This is a genomic window from Vibrio sp. 10N.222.49.C9 (assembly GCF_041474985.1).
In the GTDB taxonomy this organism is placed as follows: Bacteria; Pseudomonadota; Gammaproteobacteria; order Enterobacterales; family Vibrionaceae; genus Vibrio; species Vibrio crassostreae_C.
Map to the genome: position 1 here is coordinate 1 of NZ_JBFRVD010000041.1, position 22,036 is coordinate 22,036.

At 45.6% G+C, this 22,036-nt stretch carries 20 protein-coding genes and 1 tRNA gene; 9 read left to right on the forward strand and 12 right to left on the reverse strand.

All coding sequences use genetic code 11. The features are described from left to right. Window positions 1–58: 58 nt before the first annotated feature. The 6 genes from AB4585_RS17305 to rpsU form a co-directional block, all read right to left on the reverse strand. A complete protein-coding gene (locus tag AB4585_RS17305; RefSeq protein ID WP_048657999.1) occupies window positions 59–1,327 on the reverse strand; it encodes an O-acetylhomoserine aminocarboxypropyltransferase/cysteine synthase family protein in 1,269 nt (422 codons plus the stop codon). Between the two features lie 204 nt (window positions 1,328–1,531). After that, window positions 1,532–1,607: transfer RNA gene (locus AB4585_RS17310), tRNA-Ile, on the reverse strand. A 163-nt stretch (window positions 1,608–1,770) separates the two neighbouring features. Beyond that, complete coding sequence (gene rpoD / locus AB4585_RS17315) at window positions 1,771–3,615, reverse strand: RNA polymerase sigma factor RpoD (RefSeq protein ID WP_017061407.1); 1,845 nt, start codon at window positions 3,613–3,615, stop codon at window positions 1,771–1,773. Window positions 3,616–3,714: 99 nt separating this feature from the next. After that, on the reverse strand, window positions 3,715–5,466 hold the full coding sequence (gene dnaG / locus AB4585_RS17320; protein ID WP_102428404.1) for a DNA primase: 1,752 nt from the start codon (window positions 5,464–5,466) through the stop codon (window positions 3,715–3,717). A gap of 119 nt (window positions 5,467–5,585) precedes the next feature. Beyond that, window positions 5,586–6,029 carry a GatB/YqeY domain-containing protein gene (locus AB4585_RS17325; RefSeq protein ID WP_017061409.1) on the reverse strand — a complete coding sequence of 148 codons (444 nt, stop codon included), beginning with the start codon at window positions 6,027–6,029 and terminating at the stop codon, window positions 5,586–5,588. A 25-nt stretch (window positions 6,030–6,054) separates the two neighbouring features. Next, complete coding sequence (gene rpsU, locus AB4585_RS17330; RefSeq protein ID WP_004396009.1) at window positions 6,055–6,270, reverse strand: 30S ribosomal protein S21; 216 nt, start codon at window positions 6,268–6,270, stop codon at window positions 6,055–6,057. 258 nt (window positions 6,271–6,528) lie between these two features. Here rpsU and tsaD point away from each other — a divergent pair, with 258 nt between their 5' ends. Beyond that, window positions 6,529–7,545 carry a tRNA (adenosine(37)-N6)-threonylcarbamoyltransferase complex transferase subunit TsaD gene (gene tsaD / locus AB4585_RS17335; RefSeq protein WP_372155048.1) on the forward strand — a complete coding sequence of 339 codons (1,017 nt, stop codon included), beginning with the start codon at window positions 6,529–6,531 and terminating at the stop codon, window positions 7,543–7,545. A gap of 106 nt (window positions 7,546–7,651) precedes the next feature. Further along, the gene (locus tag AB4585_RS17340; RefSeq protein WP_017061411.1) at window positions 7,652–8,467 is read left to right on the forward strand and encodes an alpha/beta fold hydrolase; all 816 of its coding nucleotides are present in this window, start codon (window positions 7,652–7,654) and stop codon (window positions 8,465–8,467) included. A gap of 43 nt (window positions 8,468–8,510) precedes the next feature. On the opposite strand, the gene plsY is transcribed toward AB4585_RS17340, so the two are convergent. Then, window positions 8,511–9,107: a glycerol-3-phosphate 1-O-acyltransferase PlsY gene (gene plsY, locus AB4585_RS17345; RefSeq protein WP_009847793.1), complete on the reverse strand. Its 597-nt coding sequence runs from the start codon at window positions 9,105–9,107 to the stop codon at window positions 8,511–8,513. Window positions 9,108–9,245: 138 nt separating this feature from the next. Here plsY and folB point away from each other — a divergent pair, with 138 nt between their 5' ends. Genes folB through AB4585_RS17360 form a run of 3 tightly spaced genes read left to right on the forward strand, consistent with a single transcriptional unit; the run spans window position 9,246 to window position 10,903 of the window. Beyond that, window positions 9,246–9,605 carry a dihydroneopterin aldolase gene (folB, locus tag AB4585_RS17350; RefSeq protein WP_017061412.1) on the forward strand — a complete coding sequence of 120 codons (360 nt, stop codon included), beginning with the start codon at window positions 9,246–9,248 and terminating at the stop codon, window positions 9,603–9,605. Then, entirely contained in the window at window positions 9,602–10,084 is a 483-nt protein-coding gene (gene folK, locus AB4585_RS17355) for a 2-amino-4-hydroxy-6-hydroxymethyldihydropteridine diphosphokinase (protein WP_017062921.1), read from the forward strand. The genes folB and folK overlap by 4 nt, the downstream gene beginning before the upstream one ends. A 15-nt stretch (window positions 10,085–10,099) precedes the next feature. Further along, complete coding sequence (locus AB4585_RS17360; RefSeq protein ID WP_010434624.1) at window positions 10,100–10,903, forward strand: undecaprenyl-diphosphate phosphatase; 804 nt, start codon at window positions 10,100–10,102, stop codon at window positions 10,901–10,903. Between the two features lie 91 nt (window positions 10,904–10,994). On the opposite strand, the gene AB4585_RS17365 is transcribed toward AB4585_RS17360, so the two are convergent. Then, on the reverse strand, window positions 10,995–12,311 hold the full coding sequence (locus AB4585_RS17365; protein WP_372155047.1) for a multifunctional CCA addition/repair protein: 1,317 nt from the start codon (window positions 12,309–12,311) through the stop codon (window positions 10,995–10,997). A gap of 36 nt (window positions 12,312–12,347) precedes the next feature. Here AB4585_RS17365 and AB4585_RS17370 point away from each other — a divergent pair, with 36 nt between their 5' ends. Continuing rightward, window positions 12,348–14,018, forward strand: coding sequence for an AAA family ATPase (locus AB4585_RS17370; protein ID WP_372155045.1), 1,671 nt, complete (start codon window positions 12,348–12,350; stop codon window positions 14,016–14,018). Continuing rightward, window positions 14,018–14,992, forward strand: coding sequence for a general secretion pathway protein GspB (locus AB4585_RS17375; RefSeq protein WP_372155043.1), 975 nt, complete (start codon window positions 14,018–14,020; stop codon window positions 14,990–14,992). The genes AB4585_RS17370 and AB4585_RS17375 overlap by 1 nt, the downstream gene beginning before the upstream one ends. Before the next feature lie 105 nt (window positions 14,993–15,097). Here AB4585_RS17375 and AB4585_RS17380 read toward each other — a convergent pair whose 3' ends face one another. The 3 genes from AB4585_RS17380 to AB4585_RS17390 all read right to left on the reverse strand — a co-directional run bounded on the left by AB4585_RS17380 (window position 15,098) and on the right by AB4585_RS17390 (window position 17,986). Beyond that, a complete protein-coding gene (locus AB4585_RS17380) occupies window positions 15,098–15,709 on the reverse strand; it encodes a TIGR04211 family SH3 domain-containing protein (RefSeq protein WP_017062917.1) in 612 nt (203 codons plus the stop codon). Between the two features lie 205 nt (window positions 15,710–15,914). Then, on the reverse strand, window positions 15,915–17,177 hold the full coding sequence (locus AB4585_RS17385) for an inorganic phosphate transporter (RefSeq protein WP_017062916.1): 1,263 nt from the start codon (window positions 17,175–17,177) through the stop codon (window positions 15,915–15,917). A gap of 128 nt (window positions 17,178–17,305) precedes the next feature. After that, window positions 17,306–17,986, reverse strand: a complete 681-nt coding sequence (locus tag AB4585_RS17390) for a TIGR00153 family protein (RefSeq protein ID WP_010434644.1) — start codon at window positions 17,984–17,986, stop codon at window positions 17,306–17,308. Window positions 17,987–18,193: 207 nt separating this feature from the next. Between AB4585_RS17390 and AB4585_RS17395 the strand changes: the two genes are divergently transcribed. Continuing rightward, window positions 18,194–19,711, forward strand: a complete 1,518-nt coding sequence (locus tag AB4585_RS17395) for a CYTH domain-containing protein (RefSeq protein WP_372129610.1) — start codon at window positions 18,194–18,196, stop codon at window positions 19,709–19,711. A gap of 51 nt (window positions 19,712–19,762) precedes the next feature. Here the strand turns inward: AB4585_RS17395 and AB4585_RS17400 are convergent, their stop codons facing one another. Further along, window positions 19,763–20,512 carry a potassium channel family protein gene (locus AB4585_RS17400; RefSeq protein ID WP_372170407.1) on the reverse strand — a complete coding sequence of 250 codons (750 nt, stop codon included), beginning with the start codon at window positions 20,510–20,512 and terminating at the stop codon, window positions 19,763–19,765. 97 nt (window positions 20,513–20,609) lie between these two features. Here AB4585_RS17400 and AB4585_RS17405 point away from each other — a divergent pair, with 97 nt between their 5' ends. Beyond that, entirely contained in the window at window positions 20,610–21,866 is a 1,257-nt protein-coding gene (locus AB4585_RS17405; protein ID WP_048658011.1) for a methyl-accepting chemotaxis protein, read from the forward strand. Window positions 21,867–22,036: the final 170 nt, after the last annotated feature.

The following is a 22,036-nucleotide window of genomic DNA, read 5'->3' on the forward strand; positions in this document are numbered from 1 at the left end:
CCTCCTCCTACTCGATTCTGTTACTTAACGATCAGTGTTAGAGCTAGCTGTAGCGTCATTAAGCGCTCAGTGCTTGCTCTAGGTCAGCCAAGATATCGTCAATGTGCTCGATACCTACTGATAGGCGAATCATCTCCGGTGATACACCGGCTTGTTTCTGTTCAGCTTCGCTTAGTTGACGGTGTGTCGTCGAAGCTGGGTGACAAGCGAGAGATTTCGCATCGCCAATGTTAACTAAGCGCTTGAAGATTTGCAGTGCATCATAGAAGCGAACACCGGCTTCATAACCGTCTTTTAAACCAAAAGATAGAATAGCCGATGGCTTACCCTGCATGTATTTTTCAGCAAGCGGGTAGAATTCTGAGCTAGGCAGACCAGCGTAGCTTACCCAACTGACTTTTTCGTGTTGGCTGAGGTATTCTGCCACTTTCAAGGCATTCTCTGTGTGTCGCTCCATACGTAACGACAATGTCTCCAAGCCTTGCATCAACATGAAAGCATTCATTGGCGACAGTGCTGCACCTGTATTACGTAGGGGAACCGTTCTAGCTCGACCAATAAACGCAGCCTCACCAAATGCCTCGGTATAAACCACGCCATGATAAGAAGGCTCTGGCTGATTAAAAACAGGGAAGCGCTCTTTGTGCTCTGCCCATGGGAATTTTCCTGAATCGACAATCACGCCACCTAACGTTGTACCGTGACCACCCACGTATTTGGTTAGTGAGTGCACCACGATGTCAGCACCAAAATCGATAGGTTTACACAGCACAGGCGTCGCGACTGTGTTATCAACAATCACAGGCACTCCTTGTGCGTGGGCAAGTTCTGCAACACGTTCTAAGTCGATGATATTACCAGCAGGGTTACCAATACTTTCACAGTAAACCGCCTTGGTTTTTTCATCGATCAGTGCCGCTAAGCTTTCTGGTTTGTCGTCTTTAGCAAAACGAACTTCAATTCCTTGGTTTGGCAACATGTGAGCAAATAGGGTGTAAGTACCACCGTAAAGCTGAGGCGTTGAGACAATGTTGTCACCGATTTGCGCCAACGTCTGAATCGCGTAGTTGATCGCAGCACTGCCCGCACTTACCACTAAGCCTGCAATCCCCCCTTCTAAGGCGGCCATGCGTTTTTCTAACACATCATTGGTTGGATTCATTATCCGTGTGTAGATATTACCTGGCACCGCAAGGTTAAACAGGTCGGCGCCATGTTGTGCGTCATCGAATTCGTAAGCGACGGTTTGGTAAATAGGTGTGGCAACCGATTTGGTTGTTGGATCAGTTTCGTAGCCGAAGTGAATCGAGAGTGTTTCGTCTTTCATGTTTCTTCCCTGAACTATTGAATGATTTGTGTACACTCATATTGCCGATTTTTTTATAAAAGAAAAGTATGTTTAGTCACAGAGAGGCAATTGGAATTGTGTGCGGGACGATTCGTTTTTGGTTCGGAAGTGCAGGGTGTGATTGGTACTGAATCAGAAAAGCAAAAAGCCAGAGCAGCGTGAACTGTTCTGGCTTTTCTAATTTGGTGGCCCCTCCCAGATTTGAACTGGGGACCGAACGATTATGAGTCGTGCGCTCTAACCACTGAGCTAAGGGGCCGTAGGGCATAGATTATAGGGGAAGCGTTCAATGGTGTCTAGACACTATAAGGGGCAATTCCGCTTACATCTTAGCCACTTAAATCACACGGATAAAAAAAAGGTGAGCCAACGCTCACCTTTTCTTATTTATGCTTAAAAGCTAACCACACTTGAGTGTGCGATTACTCGTCTAGGAAGCTACGCAGAGTTTCTGAGCGGCTTGGGTGACGAAGTTTACGCAGTGCTTTTGCTTCGATCTGACGGATACGTTCACGAGTTACGTCGAACTGTTTACCAACCTCTTCAAGAGTGTGGTCAGTGTTCATGTCGATACCGAAACGCATACGCAGTACTTTAGCTTCACGAGGTGTTAGGCCTGCAAGAACGTCTTTAGTTGCACCGCGTAGGCTGGTTGCCGTTGCAGAGTCTAGAGGTAGTTCTAGCGTTGTATCCTCGATGAAATCACCTAGGTGCGAATCTTCGTCGTCACCGATTGGTGTCTCCATTGAGATTGGCTCTTTAGCGATTTTCAGTACTTTACGGATCTTGTCTTCAGGCATTTGCATGCGTTCAGCCAGTTCTTCCGGAAGTGGTTCACGACCCATCTCTTGTAGCATTTGACGAGAGATACGGTTTAGTTTGTTGATCGTTTCGATCATGTGAACCGGAATACGGATAGTACGAGCTTGGTCGGCAATCGAACGAGTGATTGCTTGACGGATCCACCAAGTAGCGTAAGTAGAGAACTTGTAACCACGACGGTATTCAAACTTATCTACCGCTTTCATCAGACCGATGTTACCTTCTTGGATTAGATCCAGGAATTGTAGACCACGGTTTGTGTACTTCTTAGCAATCGAGATTACTAGACGTAAGTTCGCTTCAACCATCTCTTTCTTCGCACGACGAGCTTTCGCTTCACCGATAGACATACGACGGCTGATATCTTTGATGCTTTGAACAGTAAGAGACGTTTCACGTTCGATCATATCCAGTTTTTGGATAGAGCGACGGATGTCGTGCTCGTTACGTTTGATCTTTTCTGCGTATGGCTTGTCTGAAGCAAGAACTTCATCCAACCATGCTTCGCTAGATTCGTTACCAGTAAATAGAGCAATGAAAGATTTCTTCGGCATTTTGCCGTACTCAACCGTTTGACGCATGATTAGACGTTCTTGAGTACGTACGCGATCCATAGAGTTACGCAGTTCGTTTACTAGGTAATCAAACTGTTTTGGTGTTAGACGGAACTCTTTGAATACGTCTTGCATCATTGTCGTTGCAAGCGTTGCTTTCGGGCTTTCATGGCCGTACTCGTTGATCGCTAGCTGACGGTTCTGGTAGCTAGTACGAAGCGCTGTGAACTTCTCAAGAGCAAGCTCAGGATCGATACCTGTATCTTCTTCTTCCTCTTCCTCGTCGTCTTCAGCGTCTTCTTTGTCTTCGTCTTCCAGATCAGTTTCAGCAAGTTCTGAACCGATGTGAGTCGCCGTTGGCGCAGCTGTGCCATCGTCGTCTGGGTCAACAAAGCCATTGATTAGGTCTGTTAAGCGAATCTCTTCTGCTTGTACGCGGTCAAACTGTTCCAAGATGTATGGAATAGTGCCTGGGTACTCAGCAACCGATAGTTGAACTGTATTGATACCATCTTCAATACGCTTCGCAATGTCGATTTCGCCTTCACGAGTCAGTAGTTCAACCGTACCCATTTCACGCATGTACATACGAACTGGGTCAGTAGTACGGCCAATCTCGCTTTCTACGCTTGAAAGCGCAGCAGCTGCAGCTTCGGCTGCATCTTCATCTATATTGGCATCGTCATCATTAAGTGCTAGATCATCAGCATCAGGTGCAGTTTCAACTACCTTGATACCCATGTCGTTGATCATTTGAATGATGTCTTCTACCTGTTCAGAATCCACGATTTCTGCAGGTAGGTGGTCGTTTACTTCGGCGTAGGTCAGATAGCCTTGTTCCTTGCCTTTAATAACAAGTAATTTTAGCTGTGACTGCGGATTTTGATCCATAGATGATATCCAACTTCAGGTCTGGTGAAGGACGTTGCATTCTCAAATGCAAACCAATTATGTTAACAAATTTATTAAATGCTGACTAATCAAACAGGGTTACGCTTTTAGATCTAGCATTAAAGCTAGTAGCTCCCTTTTTTCTTCGGCTGATAAACCGACGCTTCTTGCTTTGGCCTGCAGGTTTTCAATTTGTTTTTCAACGCACTGGGCAAGTATGTTGTCCAATGAGTCTAAAAATATGTCTTCTTGATTGTCTTCGTCGAGGGGGATTTCCCAGCTCGCGAGACGAGACAGAAGAGCCTCATGTTTGTTGTGTCGCCAATGCTCTAATAATTGGCCTGTGTTGATATGGGGATGCGCGTGGCATTTATCAAGTACTTCGACGAATAAACTTAGCCCAGGCAATTGTAAGCCTTTGACACTTGATAAATCCGGTACCATATCAGCATAGCTCGGATTTTGGATAAGCAAAGCGATAACTTCACGCATTGGAGTGCGTTTCAGCTCTTTATGCGGTTGAGGTATCGGGTTCTGTGTATGAACACGCGCTCGCCTCAATTGGTTATCAAATCCAGTGCGCTCATCGAGCAATTTTTCGAGCAACTCTTGGAAGTAACTGTCAGGGATTTTGTTAATCAAGGCGCTAGCGTGTGCACGCAGTGCCGATTTTCCTTCCGTTGTTCCCAAGTTCAACTTGTGTATTTCAATCAGGTTATCGAACAAATAAGTCGAAAGCGGCGTCGCATTATGAACAAGCTGTTCGAAAGCGGCTTTGCCGTGTTCTCTTATATAGCTGTCTGGGTCTTCACCGTCGGGCAAGAATAGAAACTTGAGTGTGTTACCGGTTTTCAGGTACTCAAGGGCATTTTCTAGTGCGCGCCACGCGGCTTCTTTACCTGCTCGGTCACCATCGTAACAACAAACCACTGTGCTGGTTTGGCGGAACAGCATTTGAACGTGGTCACCGGTTGTCGATGTGCCCAGTGATGCTACTGAGTAATCAACACCATATTGCGCTAATGCCACGACATCCATGTAACCTTCAACCACAAGTATTTGCGGCGGTTCACGGTAGGCTTGCAGCACTTCATAAAGGCCGTAAAGCTCTTTACCTTTATGGAAGATAGGCGTTTCTGGTGAGTTGAGATATTTTGGAGTACCGTCTTCTAATACTCGACCACCAAAACCAATCACACGGCCACGACGATCGCGAATCGGGAACATTACGCGTCCACGGAATCGGTCGTATCGGTTACCTTTATCGTTCTCAATTAACATGCCGCCAGTTACGAGCATGTCTTGGGCTTCTTTCTGTTGGCCAAAGTTCTTACGAACTAAGTCCCACTCATCGGCCACATAACCAATGCCAAACTTCTGGACGATCTCGCCCGAAAGGCCACGATTCTTTAGGTAATCAATCGCAGGTTTGTTGGCTGATATTTTCAGTTGAGAGCGGTAAAAATTACTGATGCCGCCCATCAAATCGTAGAGGTTACGTTTTTGTTCGCTGTTGGCTCTTGGTGCTGTTGATATCTCGCCGCTACGTTGCTCTCTAGGAACATCGAGGCCTAAGAAAGAGGCAAGCTCTTCAATGGCTTCAACAAAATCGAGACGTTCGAACTCCATAATGAAGTCGATAGCATTACCGTGTACGCCACAACCAAAGCAGTGATAAAACTGTTTTTCTTGGCTTACGCTAAAAGAAGGGGTCTTTTCGTTGTGGAATGGGCAACAAGCACCATAGTTTTTGCCTTTTTTCTTAAGTTTCACGCGTGCGTCCACTATGTCGACAATGTCGAGACGCGCTAGGAGATCATCAATGAAACTACGCGGGATGTGTCCTGCCATAAAACCTTAGAAAAATGCACTAACTGAGAGTGTGGATAATAATAGTTTGAATAGGTTACAGATACAAACAAGCCGTGCGTTCCGAAGGATTGCACGGCTTGTTGCAATTTGATTTGGGATTAAGCGAGTTTAGAACGAACTAAACCACTAACTTTACCCATATCTGCACGCCCTTGAATTTGTGGTTTCAAGATAGCCATTACTTTACCCATGTCTTGCATGCCCGCTGGTTGAGCTTCGGCGATTGCGCTATCAAGTAGTGCAATAACTTCTTCATCACTTAGCGGTTGAGGCATAAAGCCTTCAAGTACCGTAATTTCTGCTTTTTCCACGTCAGCAAGATCTTGACGATTTGCTGATTCATATTGAGCAACAGAATCGCGACGTTGCTTAACCATTTTAACTAATACAGCAAGAATGTCGTCGTCGTTCAGAGTGATCCGTTCGTCAACTTCACGTTGCTTAATTGCTGAAAGAGCTAAGCGGATAGTGCCAAGGCGCGGTTTGTCCTTGGCTTTCATCGCTAATTTTTGCTCTTCTTTGAGTTGTTCAATAAGAGCCATAACTCAGTCCTTATGGATTAAGTTATTAGTACAGGCGAACGCGACGTGCGTTTTCGCGAGCTAGCTTCTTAGCGTGACGCTTTTGAGCTGCTGCTTTAGCGCGTTTGCGAACTGTAGTTGGCTTTTCGTAGTGCTCGCGACGGCGAACTTCAGAAAGGATACCTGCTTTTTCACAAGAGCGCTTGAAACGACGTAGTGCAACGTCGAACGGTTCGTTTTCACGTACTTTAACTATTGGCATATGCCTTTCACCTCAGGGGTTATTCATTATCGCTGGCTACTCAGTACCAAATCAGAGAAGTTACCCATCGAGCTAACTCTCTATTCGCGTTTGGCCATTAACCAGCTTGATCAAAAATGGTGCGGAATTTTAATCCGATCACAGTGGCTTTGTAAAGCACTTTGTCGATTATAGTCTGTACAATATTTGTTTGAAGAGCTTAGGCAGGGTAATATTGCGCTAATTTCCCATTTTAGACGAAAGCGTGCCGAGAAAATTATGCGCATTATTGGTATTGAAACCTCTTGTGATGAAACAGGAATCGCGATTTATGATGATGAGCAAGGGCTGCTTTCTCATCAATTATATAGCCAAGTAAAGCTGCACGCCGATTACGGTGGTGTGGTACCTGAGCTAGCTTCACGTGACCACGTGAAAAAAACAATTCCTCTTATTAAAGCGGCATTAGCTGAAGCGAACCTAACGTCGAAAGACATTGATGGTGTGGCTTACACGGCTGGCCCTGGTTTAGTGGGTGCACTGCTGGTTGGTGCAACGATTGGTCGCAGTATTGCTTATGCGTGGGGAGTGCCTGCAGTGCCTGTTCACCATATGGAAGGTCACCTTCTTGCGCCAATGCTAGAAGATAACCCACCACCATTCCCATTTGTGGCTCTGCTGGTTTCTGGCGGCCATACCATGATGGTAGAAGTGAAAGGTATTGGTGAATACCGAATCCTTGGTGAATCGATTGATGATGCAGCGGGTGAAGCGTTTGATAAAACCGCGAAACTGATGGGCTTAGATTACCCTGGTGGTCCACTGTTATCTCGTTTGGCGGAAAAAGGCACTCCGGGTCATTTTAAGTTCCCGCGTCCAATGACCGATCGTCCGGGTCTAGATATGAGCTTTTCTGGTTTGAAGACGTTCGCAGCGAATACCATTCGCGATAACGATAATGATGACCAAACTCGCGCTGATATCGCTTATGCATTCCAAGAAGCTGTTTGTGCAACCTTAGTAATCAAGTGTAAGCGAGCCTTGGTTGAAACGGGCATGAAACGTATAGTGATTGCTGGCGGTGTAAGTGCCAACAAACAACTGCGTGTTGAGCTTGAAGCTCTTGCTAAGAAAGTCGGTGGTGAGGTGTACTACCCACGCACAGAATTCTGTACAGATAATGGTGCGATGATCGCTTATGCGGGCATGCAGCGCCTAAAGAATGGCGAAACGGCTGATTTGTCTGTTCATGCCACACCGCGTTGGCCTATTGACCAGCTAGAGCCAATTGCGTAATTGACTATAGTGTTTCGATAAACGGTCGCCTTGTGCGGCCGTTTTTATATCCTAGCTTACCGACTGTATGTCGATAAATAATTGCTGATAGAGATTAGGGAAGAAAATGAACAAGTTCACAGTAGACAATCAATCGATGGCGTACCTAGATGAAGGTCAAGGCCCTGTTGTTGTACTCGGCCACAGCTACCTTTGGGATAGTGCAATGTGGAAGCCGCAGATCGAAGCGTTAAAAACTCAGTATCGCTGTATTGTTCCAGAGCTTTGGTCTCATGGTGAATCTCAAGCAGCACCCACTTCGATGCGTAACTTGAAAGATTACGCTCAGCACGTTTTGGCTCTGCTTGATCATTTAGAGATCGAAGAATTCTCAGTGGTTGGCTTATCGGTTGGCGGTATGTGGGGGACTGAGTTAGCGGAACTTGCACCTGCACGTATTAAGTCTTTGGTTCTAATGGATACTTTTGTGGGTTTAGAACCAGAAGTTGCTCACGCAAAGTACTTCAGCATGTTAGATACCATCACTCAAACCAAGACGGTTCCTCAGCCAATTGTTGAAGCGGTTGTTCCACTGTTCTTCGCTAATGATACGCAAACCAACACGCCAGCTTTAGTGGAAGGGTTTACTCAGCAGTTATCAGCTCTTGAGGGCGACAACGCTGAAGAAGTGGCACGAATTGGTCGAATGGTGTTTGGACGTCGCGATATGATTGAATCGGTAGAGAACTTTGCTCTGCCTGTTTTGATTGCTGTAGGACAAGAAGATAAACCACGTCCGGTACTTGAGTCATACCTAATGCACGATTGCATTACGGGCAGTGAATTAGTGGTGATTCCTGGCGCAGGTCATATTAGCTCGTTAGAGCAACCAGAGTTTGTGAACACAATGCTGAAGACGTTTTTAGATAAACATCTGCTATAAGCTTTAAATACTGAATATTATGGTTCGGCTTAGACGTGACAGTTTAAGCCGATTTTTTTTGTCCGAGTTTTGGTTCGCTGCCATCGAGTAGGCGGCGGATATTCTGGTGGTGACGTAACACGATCAAACAGCACAGCATGGCTACTGGCAATGTGTATTGAGGTTTGACTAACCAAGCGTAGAAAGGGGCAAGTAGCACAGTAACCAGTGCCGCTAAAGAAGAGTAACGAAACAAAAACGCGACCACTAACCAAGTCGCCATGATCATTCCGGTTAGATCGAATCCTATTGGGGCGATAGCGCCAAGTGCGGTTGCCACGCCTTTACCACCTTTGAAGTGGAAGAAGATCGGATACATATGGCCAAGACACGCCGCAATTGCCACAACCCCAAGAATGATTGGGTCGATCTTGAGGTAGTAGCCAAGCCAGACAGGGATAGTGCCTTTCAGCATGTCACACAAAAGGACGGCAGCTGCTGCGCCTTTACCGCCAACACGCAGGACATTGGTTGCTCCTGGGTTGTTAGAACCTACTGTTCGAGGATCTGGGAGCCTCAAAACTCGGCATATCAAGACCGCACTAGAGATTGAACCTAGTAAGTAGGCAGCAATGATCATGATAAGTGCCAATGGGGTCATGTCTGTCCTTTAACGGTTATACGCCTAACGATGGGAAAATAATGCTCAATCCAAGAGTAATTGATATCATATCTCGAATTACGCAAATAATACGTTTTTTTCCCCAATTTGGGTATCCGACCTCTAAAAGGACAAGTCATGGCACTGGATAAAGTTTTCATTGAGCAGCTAGAAGTAATTACAACGATCGGTGTTTACGATTGGGAGCAAGAGATCAAACAGAAACTGGTGCTTGATATTGAAATGGCTCATGACAACCGCCCAGCAGGCAAGAGTGATGATGTGGTTGATGCTTTGGATTATTCGAAAGTGAGCACTGCAGTACTTGAGCACATTGCAAATGGCCGTTTTCTACTCGTAGAACGTGTTGCTGAAGAAGTCGCAGAGCTTATTATGACTCAGTTCTCTGTGCCGTGGATTAAAATCCGATTGGCTAAACCTGGCGCAGTGCCACAAGCAAAAGCCGTTGGTGTGATCATCGAACGAGGTCAAGCATGACAGTAGCCTATGTTGGTGTTGGCACGAACATAGACCGCGACAAGCATGCAAGGGTGGCATGGACAGAGCTTCAATCGTTAGGGACTAACCTTAAATGCTCTAAAATCTATCACTGTGAGCCCGTCGGTTTTAATAGCCATCCGTTTTATAACTTTGTGATAGAGCTCGACACGTCACTCTCATTGACTGAATTTTCACAGCAGCTGCGTAAAATTGAGTTTAAATGGGGTCGCTCTCAAGATGCGCACAAACTACAAGATCGAAAGCTCGATCTTGATATTGTGCTGTTTGGAGAGGAGGTTTCTGAGTGTGAACCAGAATTACCACGCAGTGATATCTACAAATATCCTTTTGTAACACAGCCGCTTTATGATCTTTGTCCTGCGCGAGTGATCCCGCAAGACGGAAGAACCGTCAGTGAAATATGGCAGAAGATGCAGCAATTAGACTCGCTCTCTGTCGTAGATATAAAACTATAATTTTTAAGGTAAGTAATGAGTTATTTTGAAGCGTTTATATTGGCGTTGGTGCAAGGCTTTACAGAGTTTTTACCTATTTCCAGTTCTGCACACCTAATCCTTCCTTCAGCTGTTTTAGGCTGGGAAGATCAAGGTTTGGCTTTTGATGTCGCTGTCCACGTTGGTACTTTGGCAGCTGTTGTTATCTATTTCCGTAAAGAAGTGGTCTCTCTGTTGAGCGCATTCTTTGGTTCAGTGTTTAAAGGCGATCGTAGTAAAGAAGCGAAGTTAGCGTGGATGATCATTCTCGCGACGATTCCTGCGTGTATCTTTGGCTTGTTGATGAAAGATATTGTTGAGCTTTACTTACGCAGTGCGTGGGTGATCGCGACGACAACGATTATCTTTGGTCTATTGTTATGGTGGGTGGACAAGAACTCAAGCCTGCGCGATGACGAATACCAAGCGGGTTGGAAAAAGGCGCTGTTTATTGGTCTTGCTCAAGCAATGGCGATCATTCCGGGCACGTCTCGTTCTGGCGCAACCATTACCGCGGCGCTTTACCTTGGTTTCACACGTGAAGCGGCGGCTCGATTCTCTTTCTTGATGTCTATCCCAATCATCACTCTGGCTGGTGGTTATTTAGGTCTTAAGTTGGTGACAAGCGGTGATCCAATCCATGTTGGCACTTTGCTAACGGGCGTTGCGGTGTCTTTCATCAGTGCTTACATCTGTATCCACTTTTTCTTGAAGCTTATCTCTCGTATGGGCATGACACCGTTCGTTATCTACCGCCTGATTCTAGGTTGTGGTCTGTTTGCTTTCTTAATGATGCAGTAACAGACACAGGCAACGGTCTCGCTGTAAGAATTGAAACAAAAGGCCCGCTTAACTGCGGGCTTTTTATACGTTTTAGGTAGAGCGGCGACGATTAACTGCTAGCGAGTTCTGATAGGGCGTTTTCAATTGCGATGGCTCTGCGTTTCTCTTGTTCTTCTCGAATATCTTTGCCTTTAAAACCAGCGGTAATGATCGCTTTTACTTCGACTTGAAGCGCCGCTTGGTAGGCGACTTCAAAGCGCGCTTTTTGAGGATAAGGCTGATCTTCTAATCCTTTTCGGCCTGCGTGGTCGGCCTGGCAGCAAAGTAGTATATCGTCGAGCCTATCTGGCTTACGCCAAACATCGAACTTGTTGAGAACCTTGAGAAAGGTGGTTGGTTTGAGCTCGCCTGCGCGGTGGATATTAGAATGTTGCTCGCACACTAACAACGCAAGGTCTCTGAATTCATTGGGCACTCTGACTCTTTCACACAGCTTCTTAATGATTTTTAAGCCTGTATGGCAATGCATTTTGTGGCTTGGCCACTCGCTTTCTGGCGTGACGCCTTTACCTAAATCATGTACTTGAGCGGCAAAACGCACGGGTAACGATGAGCTTAATCGCGCAGCTTGCTGAGCAACCATCAGAGTGTGAATGCCCGTGTCGATCTCAGGGTGCCACTTTTCCGGTTGAGGTACACCAAACAGCGCGTCAATTTCAGGCAACACAACAGCCAATGCACCACACTCTTTAAGTATCGAAAGGAATACTTCAGGGTGCGGAGTACTAAGGGATTTATGCCACTCTTGCCAAACTCGTTCGGCAGTGAGATGTGCCAGTTCACCGGATTGAACTATCTCGCTCATCATCACCATGGTTTCTGGTGCAACCGTAAAGTTGAGGTGATGGAGTTTGGCGGCGAAGCGAGCCACACGCAGCACACGGAGAGGATCTTCAACAAAAGCGTCCGAGACGTGCCTTAGAATACGATCAGAGAGATCTTTCTGGCCATGATAAGGATCGTGAAGTTGGCCTTTATCATCTTGAGCTATAGAGTTGATGGTCAGATCTCGACGCATCAGGTCTTCTTCCAAACTCACGTCTGGCGCGAAGTAACATTCGAAGCCTGTGTAACCAGAGCCTGATTTTCTCTCAGTGCGAGCCAGTGCGTGCTCTTCTTTGGTTTTTGGGTGCAAGAATACCGGGAAATCTTTTCCCACAGCAGTAAAGCCAAGGTTTTCCATCTCTTGAGGGGTACTCCCTACCACGACCCAATCTCTATCATAACTATCAATATTGAGCAGCTTATCGCGCACTGCTCCACCGACTAGATAGCGTTGTAGCCCGTTGTCTTTTGGTAGGCTATCGTAAATTTGCAACTTATCACCTCGAAATGTTTTATCACTGCTGGACTTTACTGCAAGCAATGGTACTTTCCATTAATCGTAATTATAGGGCAGCACATGTATAAGGAATATTTTGGCTTCGTTGAGATGCCATTTTCGATTGTACCAAATTCTCGCTACTTGTTTTTGAGTCAGCGCCATCAAGAAGCGATGCAGAACCTACAAGCCGGTTTAGGCGAGGGTGGGGGCTTTGCGATGCTTACTGGTGAGGTTGGTACAGGGAAAACAACGGTCGCTAAGGCGATGTTGTCTTCATTGGATAGTCATACTCAGGCTGGCCTTATACTTAACCCTACGTTTTCAAATACGGATTTACTAGAAGCTATCTGCGATGAGTTTGAGGTCGAGTACCCAGAACAAGCATCGTTGAAACAGCTCAGTCAGGCTATTCATTATTTTATACTTGATAGCCATGCCGAAGGCATTCAAACCCTATTGGTGATCGATGAAGCCCAACACCTCGCTGCCGATGTGTTGGAGCAGTTACGCCTTCTAACAAACTTGGAAACCGACAATCGTAAGCTGTTAAAAGTACTGTTGGTCGGCCAGCCGGAATTACAACAGCACTTACAAACCACGCAGCTACGTCAGCTAGCACAGCGCATTACTGGTCGTTATCACTTACTGCCTCTTAATACCGAAGAAACGGGCAAGTACATCGCGTTTCGTTTGGAGACGGCGGGTGGCGAGCAGATGTTGTTTTCGAACCGTTCTATCAAGCTGATTGCTCAATATACGCATGGTATTCCAAGGCTCATTAACTTGGTGTGTGATAAAGCACTGCAGTTGGCTTTTCATGACGGTGAGCAGCTACCGAGCAATGAAACGGTTAACCGAGCGTGTCAGCAGGTTATGTCCTTTCAGGCCGATGTGTATCACGTCGAGAAAGCTCTAACTTCTCGTGTCGCGCCTAAGTTATTCCAATACGCAGGGATTGCGACGTTAAGCGTTGGTCTTGCAATAGCGACCTTTAACTTCGCTCCAAGCTATATCAATGCTTGGTTGCCTACGGATGCATCAAATGGAGCAAAGACGGAAGTGTTAGCACGTACTCAGCGTTCTTTGGTATCAGATGTTCCTAAGTTGGTTGCTGAGCCAAAACCTTCCAAGTTTGCTTTGCCACAAGATATTCAACAGCACTTGATGCAGGGAACCAATCGTTCTCTCGCTATCAAGGACTTGTATACGCTCTGGGGGTATCAGTCTTCACTGCGTGATGGCTTGTGCTTAAGTGAGCCGCAAAGTGTCTTTGTGTGCGAGCAACAACAGTCAAATTTGGATACATTGTTAGAGCTTGGCGTACCCGTGGTCCTTAATCTGGATATCGATCAAGAACCAGTGTTTGCTGTGCTTTATGGTGCGTCTGAGGAGTCTGTCGAGCTCCTCGTTAACGAAAAGCTCTTGGTGATGCCGAAGCAATCCTTAGAGCAAATCTGGCAAGGCGATTACGTCGCTATTTGGAAGCAGCCGCTGCGAGAGACCCTTAAAGAGGGCTATCAAGGTGAAGCGGTTGCTTTGCTTGATCTACTGCTTTCTGAAGTATTAGGAGAGGTTGTTTCCGGTAGTGATGTATTTGATTATGAGTTAAAAATGAAAATCGAAGCATTTCAAACGTGGCAAGGTATGTCTGTTGATGGCATTGCAGGTAAGCGCACCTTAGCAAGATTGCAGAGATTAGCTCAACTCGATTCGCCTAAGCTGATGTCACTAGAAGGGGGCGAAAGCTAATGTCACGTATTATGCACGAACTTAAACAGCCGTCTCACAAGCCATCTTCTATTAATCAGCACTCTCTTAGCAAACCAAGCTTCAAAGGCTACCAGAATCATCATGTTCCTAATTCTGCAAAAGGGATGAGCAACAAGCGAGGTTCATCGTTAGCGATGGGGCTACTCTTAATCTTGGTTCCTTCTTTGTTGGTGGGTGGCGTCTTGGCTTATCAATCGTATATCCAACAACAAGAAGCCGTGAACCAAGCTGCCAATGTCGCTCTGCCAGAATTTAAAACTGAATCAGACATTGAGCCTGAAATTGCGGATGCTGATATAGCAAGCATGGATGCCGTGTCTGAGGAAGAAGATGCCTTGTTCACCGTTCGCCCTGCACCGGCGAGCCAACCGTTGAAAGCATTGCCACGCCAAGAGATGTATGCACAGATTGATTCTGGCGCTAATCGTGCAAACACCGCTGGTGGCTCAGCAGTGATCTTCGCTAATGCTGATAACAACACTCAAATGACAGCCAGTTCTGAATCGTCATCCGTTCAGCCAGGCGCGAGTGATGAAACGACTGCTCTGCAATCAAATAGTGACTTACAATCGGACAGTGATCTGCTGCAAGGGCTAGACCTCAGTGAGTTGCCACCTGATTTGGCATTGAAGCTTGAATCCATTATGGGGGAGCAACAAAGCGCTCCTGAGCCGATGGATTCTAGACCCTCAGGGCAAAGGGGTTCTCCGGTCATTGAGTTGGAAACGCACACCAATAGCTTATCAGGCGTCCTTCCTAAGTTAGACCTACAAACCCATATGTACTCGAGCAGCGAAACCAAGCGTTGGGTAAAAGTGAACGGCCAAGAAGTGGCGCAAGGAGATTGGATTGGACAAGACATTCAATTACTAGAGATTAAGCCACAATCAGTGATCATAGAGTTCAATCAACAGAAGATAGAAATCCCGGCTCTGTACGAGTGGAAAGGTTAGCGATTTCTATACGTATTTAGATAACAGATAAATAAAAAGGAGCACCTCGGTGCTCCTTTTTGATATTCGATACTGAATTTACTGTACCTGATACAAGCGTTAAGTCTACGCCCAACCGTTTGGTGATTTTCTGCGACGAGGCATGATGTGTGGCAGAACAAGGCCTAGAAGTAGACCAATACCCGCAACACCACCACCGTACATGAAGTACTTCAATAGTAGGTCGTCTTTTTGAGTGTCTAGCTTAGCGCGCAGTTCACGGTTCTCTGTTTGAGAACTCGTTAGCTGTTGGCTAATTTCACTGTAGTTCTGTTCTAGTTCAGCAATCTGCTTGTTACGAGAATCTAGAGAGCTTGCTAGGCCAGCTTTTTCGCTGTCAGCACTCTGACGAGCATTCGCTAGCTTGCCTTTAACTTCCGTCAGCTCTTTCTCTAGCTTAGGCATACGCAGTGCCATGCTTTCTTGAGTGCTTACAAACTTGCTTTCAACCCAACCTTTACGGCCACGGTTGTCTTGAATTTGGGTGTAACCCGTACTCTTGTTAGTTTGTAGGAATGTAATCTTTTCACCAGCATCAACACTACCGATGATACGGAATGTGTTGTTTGGGCCAGAATGCATATAAGTAAATAGTTTGTCAGCAATATAACGGTCTTGTGCAAAGGCAGCTGGAGCCGCAAGCATTGCGAACAAAACTAAGCTAATCAGTTTTTTCACAGTAAATCCCTTAACGATTCAAATTGGGTAGGCGTATGAGTCAGCCTCAATCAGCAAATAATATTTAGTTTCTTTATGCGGTGCAACAAAGAAGGGAGGCAAAGCCTCCCTTTCTGTGCGTTTGAGTCAATAATGACATGGCATTTACATATCGTTACTGAAGCTCACACTGTTCTGACGCTAGTATTCACTAACGCAGTCGCGATTACATAGTAAACGCAGCTTGAATTCCGTAGAAGAACACAACAGCAAGTAGAGCACCTGCAGGTAGTGTCACAATCCAAGAAGCCACGATATTACGTACAACGCCTAAGTTTAGTGCTGCGATACCACGAGCAAAACCAACACCTAAAACAGCACCAACGAGTGTTTGTGTAGTAGAGATTGGAAGGCCAGTACCTGAAGCTAGTACAACCGTACATGCAGTTGCAAGTTGTGCAGCAAAGCCACGGCTTGGTGTTAGTTCTGTAATACCAGTACCAACGGTTGCCATTACTTTATGACCCATTGTTGCAAGACCAACAACGATACCGAATCCACCTAGAGGAAGAATCCACCATGCGATAGTACTCTTACCTGTGATTTCACCCATGTGCTCAACGGTTGATACAACAGCAGACAGTGGACCAATCGCGTTCGCAACGTCGTTTGAACCGTGTGCAAATGCCATCGCACAAGCTGTGATAACCATGAGTACAGAGAAGATGCCTTCAACACCTGCAAAGCCGTGGTCTTCTTCGCGGTTAGCGAATTTCTTCTGGATGTATAGGTAACCGCCGATCATTACAAGCGCAGAAACGCCAGCAGCCCAAACCCATGCTTCAGTGTTGCTTAGGTGAAGACCAACGTGCTTAAGGCCTTTCTTGATGGTTACAAGTGCAATTACCATTGTTGTAATGAACATGTATACCGGTACAAAGCGTTTCGCGTTAAATAGCGGGTTCTCTGTATCAAAAATCAGTCGTTGAGCACTTACAAATATGACGTAAGCGAAGAAACCGGAAATAACCGGTGTGATAATCCAACTGCCCACAATGCCTTGAACGCTGTTCCAGTCTACCGCTTCAGTACCTACAGACACACAAGCGAAGCCGATGATTGCACCGATGATTGAATGAGTCGTAGAAACCGGCCAGCCCATGTAAGAAGCGAGAAGTAGCCATGTACCCGCAGCAAGAAGTGCTGACATCATGCCGTACACAAGTACATCTGGTTGATGAGCGAATAGAGACGTTTCGATAACACCTTTACGGATCGTGTCTGTTACTTCGCCGCCCGCAAGGTAAGCACCTGCGAATTCAAAGATCATTGCGATAATGATCGCTTGTTTAACGGTTAAAGCTTTAGAGCCTACTGAGGTGCCCATTGCGTTCGCAACGTCATTTGCACCAATACCAATAGCCATCAAGAAACCGAAAGCTGCTGCAACAATAATCAGGACAGTGCCGTAGTTAGCAAGGATATCCATCGTAATACCTAGTTGTTTGATAACAAGCGGAACAAATTTAGACGCAAAAAACCGCTCAGCGAGAGGAATACTCAGCGCATAAGTGGTTTGTTCAAAAAATGCTCTTCGTTATATGGTTAACGTATGATTTAAGATCGAGAAAGCATTACTTCAAGACGAGCGCCTACACGCTGTGCTTGATCTGCAATACCACCAACCCATTCAAGAATTTTGTATAAGAACATGATATCAACTGGATTCAGATCGCCTTCAATTGCCATTAGTTGTTGGCGTAGTTCGATCTGCATCGCATCCGTGTCATCTTCAATTACATCTAATTGATGAATCATTTCGGCAACGAGTGTTACTTCACGGCCTTTAAAGCCAGTCTCAAGTAATTCGTCTAATTCATTGATTACGTTTTGTGCTTGGTTCGCTGCATCTAGACAACGTTTAACGTAAGCGATGAAGTTTTCTTGCATAGGAGCAGGAATGACAAGTTGACGACCATATACACGGCCAGCAATGTCTTTCGCTAGGTTTGCGAGTTTGTCTTGTTGAGTTAATAGCTCCAACATATCGGTGCGATCAACTGGCATAAACAAACCACGAGGAAGTTTAAGGCGAATTTCACGTTTTAGTACGTCAGCTTCTTTCTCAAGGTGAGAAATTTGAGCTCGAATTTCTGATGCTTTTTCCCAGTCACCTTTTGAAGAAACTTCAAAGAAATTAACTAGGTGAGAACAACATTCGTTCACGCATACTACGTGACGCTGCAAAGGTTTAATTGGGGACTTTGCAAATAACCCCATAATTGTATTTACTGGCATGGTCATCCAACCTAATAAATAATAACCTTAAAACAACATACACCATATTCATGGTGAAATGTTAAGCGATGGCTACAAAGTCGCGCATGTTAACCTAATCAATCTCTCATTAAAACTGTTTTAGATCATCATAAGGGCGATATTTCTGACTTGCCGACTTTTCAAATTGGCAATATCCTGTCCCTATCTTCACAGAAAGGTATAACTATGGAAACCGAGATAGAACTGAAGTTTTTTGTTTCTCCTGAATTTTCAGAGACTTTACGCAATAAAATTGCTGAAACTAAAGTACTTCAGCACAGTTGTCGTGAGCTAGGTAACATCTACTTTGACACCGCTGACAACTGGCTACGTAAGCACGATACAGGCTTACGCATTCGACGCTTTGATGACGTATTTGTACAAACCGTAAAGACTGCTGGTCGTGTGGTTGCTGGCCTGCATCAAAGGCCTGAATACAATGCAGAACACGACAGCAACGAACCTAAGTTAGCCCTGCACCCAGAGGATATCTGGCCAGCAGGTAAAGACATCGAAACGTTGCAAGCTGAGCTGACTCCTCTGTTCTCTACCAACTTCACGCGTGAGCAGTGGTTGATTGGTATGCCTGATGGTAGCCAAGTCGAGGTCGCATTCGATCAAGGCTTTGTTGAATCAGGCGACCTGCAAGAACCGATTTGCGAAGTCGAATTGGAACTTAAATCCGGTCAAACGGATGCGCTATTTACATTGTCTCGCCAATTCTGCGAACAAGGTGGCATGCGTTTGGGTAACCTAAGTAAAGCAGCTAAGGGTTACCGCCTTGCTCAAGGTTATCAAGGAGATGAAGTCACTCCTTTGACCTTAGTTGATACTGACAAAAGTGATACCGTTGAATCGTGTTTCATTCAATCTTTAGAGCATGCTCTCGCTCATTGGCACTATCACGAGCAGATTTTCACTGAGCGTCAATCGATTGAAGCGCTACATGAGATCAGTCATTCACTGAGCTTTATCCGCCAGACTTTCACCATTTATGGTGGCATTGTCCCTAGACGTGCGAGTGCTATTTTACGTCAAGAGTTGAAGTGGCTTGAGCAAGAGCTCGACTGGCTGAAAAGTTATGATCACTTCGAAGACTTGCTGGAAGATAAAGGCCATGTACTACGTAAACTCGATGCGCGTAAGTTCTTAGTCGCTGAGCTTAAAGAGATGCAAGAGCAACTGCCAGATCGTGAAGATCTGCTTACCTTGCTGAGTTCTGCTCGATACACTGGGTTATTATTAGATCTGAGCCGTTGGATCTTGTCTCGTGGCTGGCAACCTTTCTTAGATGAAAAAGCACGTGAGCAAATGGCTCGTGGTATCGAATGGTTTTCCGTGCAGCAACTCGATCGCACATGGGCCGATTTGATGGAAGCTTTCCCGCCAGAGCGAGTGATGACTAGCCAAGCGTATATTGATCAGCAATACCGTTTGATGCGTAATCTGTATTCTGGCGTTGGTTTCGCGAGTTTGTATGATGACGATGAACGAAACAGCTTCCGCTTGCCATGGGCCGATATGGTGCAAGGCATTGATGACTTGCTGGCACTTAAAACATTAGAGCCTTTGACTGAGAAGCTGGAAGGCGATGAGAAGCTTCAGCTAGAGCGTTGGTTAGCTCGTCAAGAAGTGTCCATTCTGCATGCGATGGAACAGACACGCCAAATCAGTGTTGAGGTTGAGCCATACTGGCAAGACTAAACTCGATACCTGTATCAATAGAAGTATGAATTTGAAAATAGGGCTCGGGCCCTATTTTTTTGTTTGTTGCTCAAGTTTTTCGAGTCGCTCTAAGATTTTCTGTTGCTGCTCGATGATCTTCTCAAGGTGTTTCTCTTTGTTTTCCGCTCGTTGATTCTCATGATGAGTTGGGGAGGTGATCAAAGAAGTAATCAAGCCTGAAATCATACCAAACACACCGACACCACAGATGATCACCATTGAAGCCACTAACTGACCGGAAGTTGTCACTGGGTAATGGTCGCCATAACCCACAGTACTGATGGTCACAAACGCCCACCATAAAGCATCATGACCTGTAGTGATGTTGGCGTTCGGATCTTTGTGTTCCAATAGCAGGATCGTGCCAGCACCGATAGTCAGTAAGATCACCAAAAGCAGAATGATGGAAGCGAAAGTGGTCTCTTTCCTATTACGAAATAACTCTCTTAAAATACGTTTACTTGAACGCAGAACTAAGATGACTCGCAGAATTTGAAAAATACGGGCGAAACGAAGAGGCTCGATCATTGGGATACTTGCTAAGAAATCGATCCAGTGTACTTTTAGAAATTCTTTTTTGTTTTGTGATCTAAATAGATCAATTGTGAGCTGAAAAAGAAAAACACTACAGATTATAAAATCGAGGCCGATAAGGACTTGTTTCGATTCTTTATCGATCGGTACGAACAATAAGCCTGAGATCACAAATAACGCTAAGAAAGAGAGAATCAGTGACAATAAGCTCATCGGCTTGGTGGCGTCTTTGGTATTATTCAACATTCATACGAGGCTCAAAATAAATCGCGAACTTTGACTGACATAGCCACCTCGCGGATATAGAAGCCATCAATATATAAGAATTAATGGAGAACTGACAATGACTAAACTGTCATTCAAGCCGTGGGAAAGGATAATCTCTGACGTTCGTCTCGTTCCAAAAATGGTCATGTTGATGATATTCAGCACTATCTTGATCATTTCGAAGCAGCTATGGGACGCAAGTACGTTTTACGATTCATTGCTTGCTGTAACGAACAATGCGCAAGTCGCACAACAGCATTACGAGACTTACCTAGTTCAAGTGGCTTGGCAAACAGCCTTGATGATCATTGTGTTTGTGGTTCTTCTGTTAGCAGCGGCGCGCGTTATGCTGCGCCAGACTCAATACCTTAATGACGCCATTAAAACCATGGCAGATAAGAACTTATCAGTGCCGATTCAAATGGATTGTAAAGATGAATACGGCGATGTGGCACGCGAACTTGAAAAAACTCGCGTCCAACTGAACGACATGATCAAAACTCAGGTGGCCTCTTCTGATGAGCTGTTTGCTCTGACGGAAGTGATGACCATCAGCATGTCTGAAACCAAAGAGTCAGCTCAAGAAGAGTTCAACGAGATCGATCAACTGGCAACAGCAATGAGTGAGATGACGTCGACGGTGCAAACTGTCGCTGAGCATGCACAAAGCGCTTCGTCATTGACTGAACAGGCATCAGGCCAAGCTCTTACTGGTCAGAAGTTCGTTCAAGGATCAGTGTCTAAGATGAGTGAGCTATCTTCAGATATCGCAGCATCTGCAGCAGCGGTAAACCAAGTAGAAGAACGCGTTGACTCAATTGGCAGTGTGGTTGGTACTATCCAAGGCATTTCAGAACAGACAAACCTACTAGCATTGAACGCTGCAATTGAAGCGGCACGTGCCGGTGAAGCGGGTCGTGGTTTTGCGGTTGTTGCTGATGAGGTTCGTAACCTTGCACAGCGCACTCAGCAAGCGACGGTAGAGATTCAAGACATGATCAGTCATCTACAAAGCAGCGCTAACTCTGCGGTAGAACTGATGGAGAAGAGTGTTGTTGAAGCGGCTGAAGGTGTTGATCTGGTGACTAACGCGGGAAGTGAGCTTGACGGCATTGTAAGCCAAGTCAATCAAATCAATGATATGAACTTCCAGATCGCGACCGCTGCAGGCCAACAGAGCAGTGTTGCTGAAGAGATGAGCGTCAACCTGACCAATGTACGCGAGCTTGTTGAAGCTTCAGTTGTGGTGGTTGGTGAACTGCTCGAGACCTCTCAGCTTATGGAAAGTAACGCGCAAGAACTCGACGGTAAGATTAAGCAATTTAAGGTTTAGTCCTCAGCACCCAATCTTCATCCGTCAAAGGCTAATTCCCAGAGACTGTTTCTCGGTTGTAAGCTCAACCAGATAAGTTAATCGATAAAACGCCCACATTGCTAATGTGGGCGTTTTTTATTGGCGTAACTTTGGTATAACTTATCTTTAGTTATGAAAACTCGTTATTG

Coding starts and splice junctions, on each gene's coding strand:
- dnaG (WP_102428404.1), bottom strand. CDS start 5,466: ATGGCAGGACACATCCCGCGTAGTTTCATTGATGATCTCCTAGCGCGT.
- AB4585_RS17395 (WP_372129610.1), top strand. CDS start 18,194: ATGGAAACCGAGATAGAACTGAAGTTTTTTGTTTCTCCTGAATTTTCA.
- AB4585_RS17375 (WP_372155043.1), top strand. CDS start 14,018: ATGTCACGTATTATGCACGAACTTAAACAGCCGTCTCACAAGCCATCT.
- AB4585_RS17400 (WP_372170407.1), bottom strand. CDS start 20,512: ATGTTGAATAATACCAAAGACGCCACCAAGCCGATGAGCTTATTGTCA.
- AB4585_RS17325 (WP_017061409.1), bottom strand. CDS start 6,029: ATGGCTCTTATTGAACAACTCAAAGAAGAGCAAAAATTAGCGATGAAA.
- AB4585_RS17390 (WP_010434644.1), bottom strand. CDS start 17,986: ATGCCAGTAAATACAATTATGGGGTTATTTGCAAAGTCCCCAATTAAA.
- plsY (WP_009847793.1), bottom strand. CDS start 9,107: ATGACCCCATTGGCACTTATCATGATCATTGCTGCCTACTTACTAGGT.
- tsaD (WP_372155048.1), top strand. CDS start 6,529: ATGCGCATTATTGGTATTGAAACCTCTTGTGATGAAACAGGAATCGCG.
- AB4585_RS17405 (WP_048658011.1), top strand. CDS start 20,610: ATGACTAAACTGTCATTCAAGCCGTGGGAAAGGATAATCTCTGACGTT.
- folK (WP_017062921.1), top strand. CDS start 9,602: ATGACAGTAGCCTATGTTGGTGTTGGCACGAACATAGACCGCGACAAG.
- folB (WP_017061412.1), top strand. CDS start 9,246: ATGGCACTGGATAAAGTTTTCATTGAGCAGCTAGAAGTAATTACAACG.
- rpoD (WP_017061407.1), bottom strand. CDS start 3,615: ATGGATCAAAATCCGCAGTCACAGCTAAAATTACTTGTTATTAAAGGC.
- AB4585_RS17360 (WP_010434624.1), top strand. CDS start 10,100: ATGAGTTATTTTGAAGCGTTTATATTGGCGTTGGTGCAAGGCTTTACA.
- AB4585_RS17305 (WP_048657999.1), bottom strand. CDS start 1,327: ATGAAAGACGAAACACTCTCGATTCACTTCGGCTACGAAACTGATCCA.
- AB4585_RS17370 (WP_372155045.1), top strand. CDS start 12,348: ATGTATAAGGAATATTTTGGCTTCGTTGAGATGCCATTTTCGATTGTA.
- AB4585_RS17340 (WP_017061411.1), top strand. CDS start 7,652: ATGAACAAGTTCACAGTAGACAATCAATCGATGGCGTACCTAGATGAA.
- AB4585_RS17385 (WP_017062916.1), bottom strand. CDS start 17,177: ATGGATATCCTTGCTAACTACGGCACTGTCCTGATTATTGTTGCAGCA.
- rpsU (WP_004396009.1), bottom strand. CDS start 6,270: ATGCCAATAGTTAAAGTACGTGAAAACGAACCGTTCGACGTTGCACTA.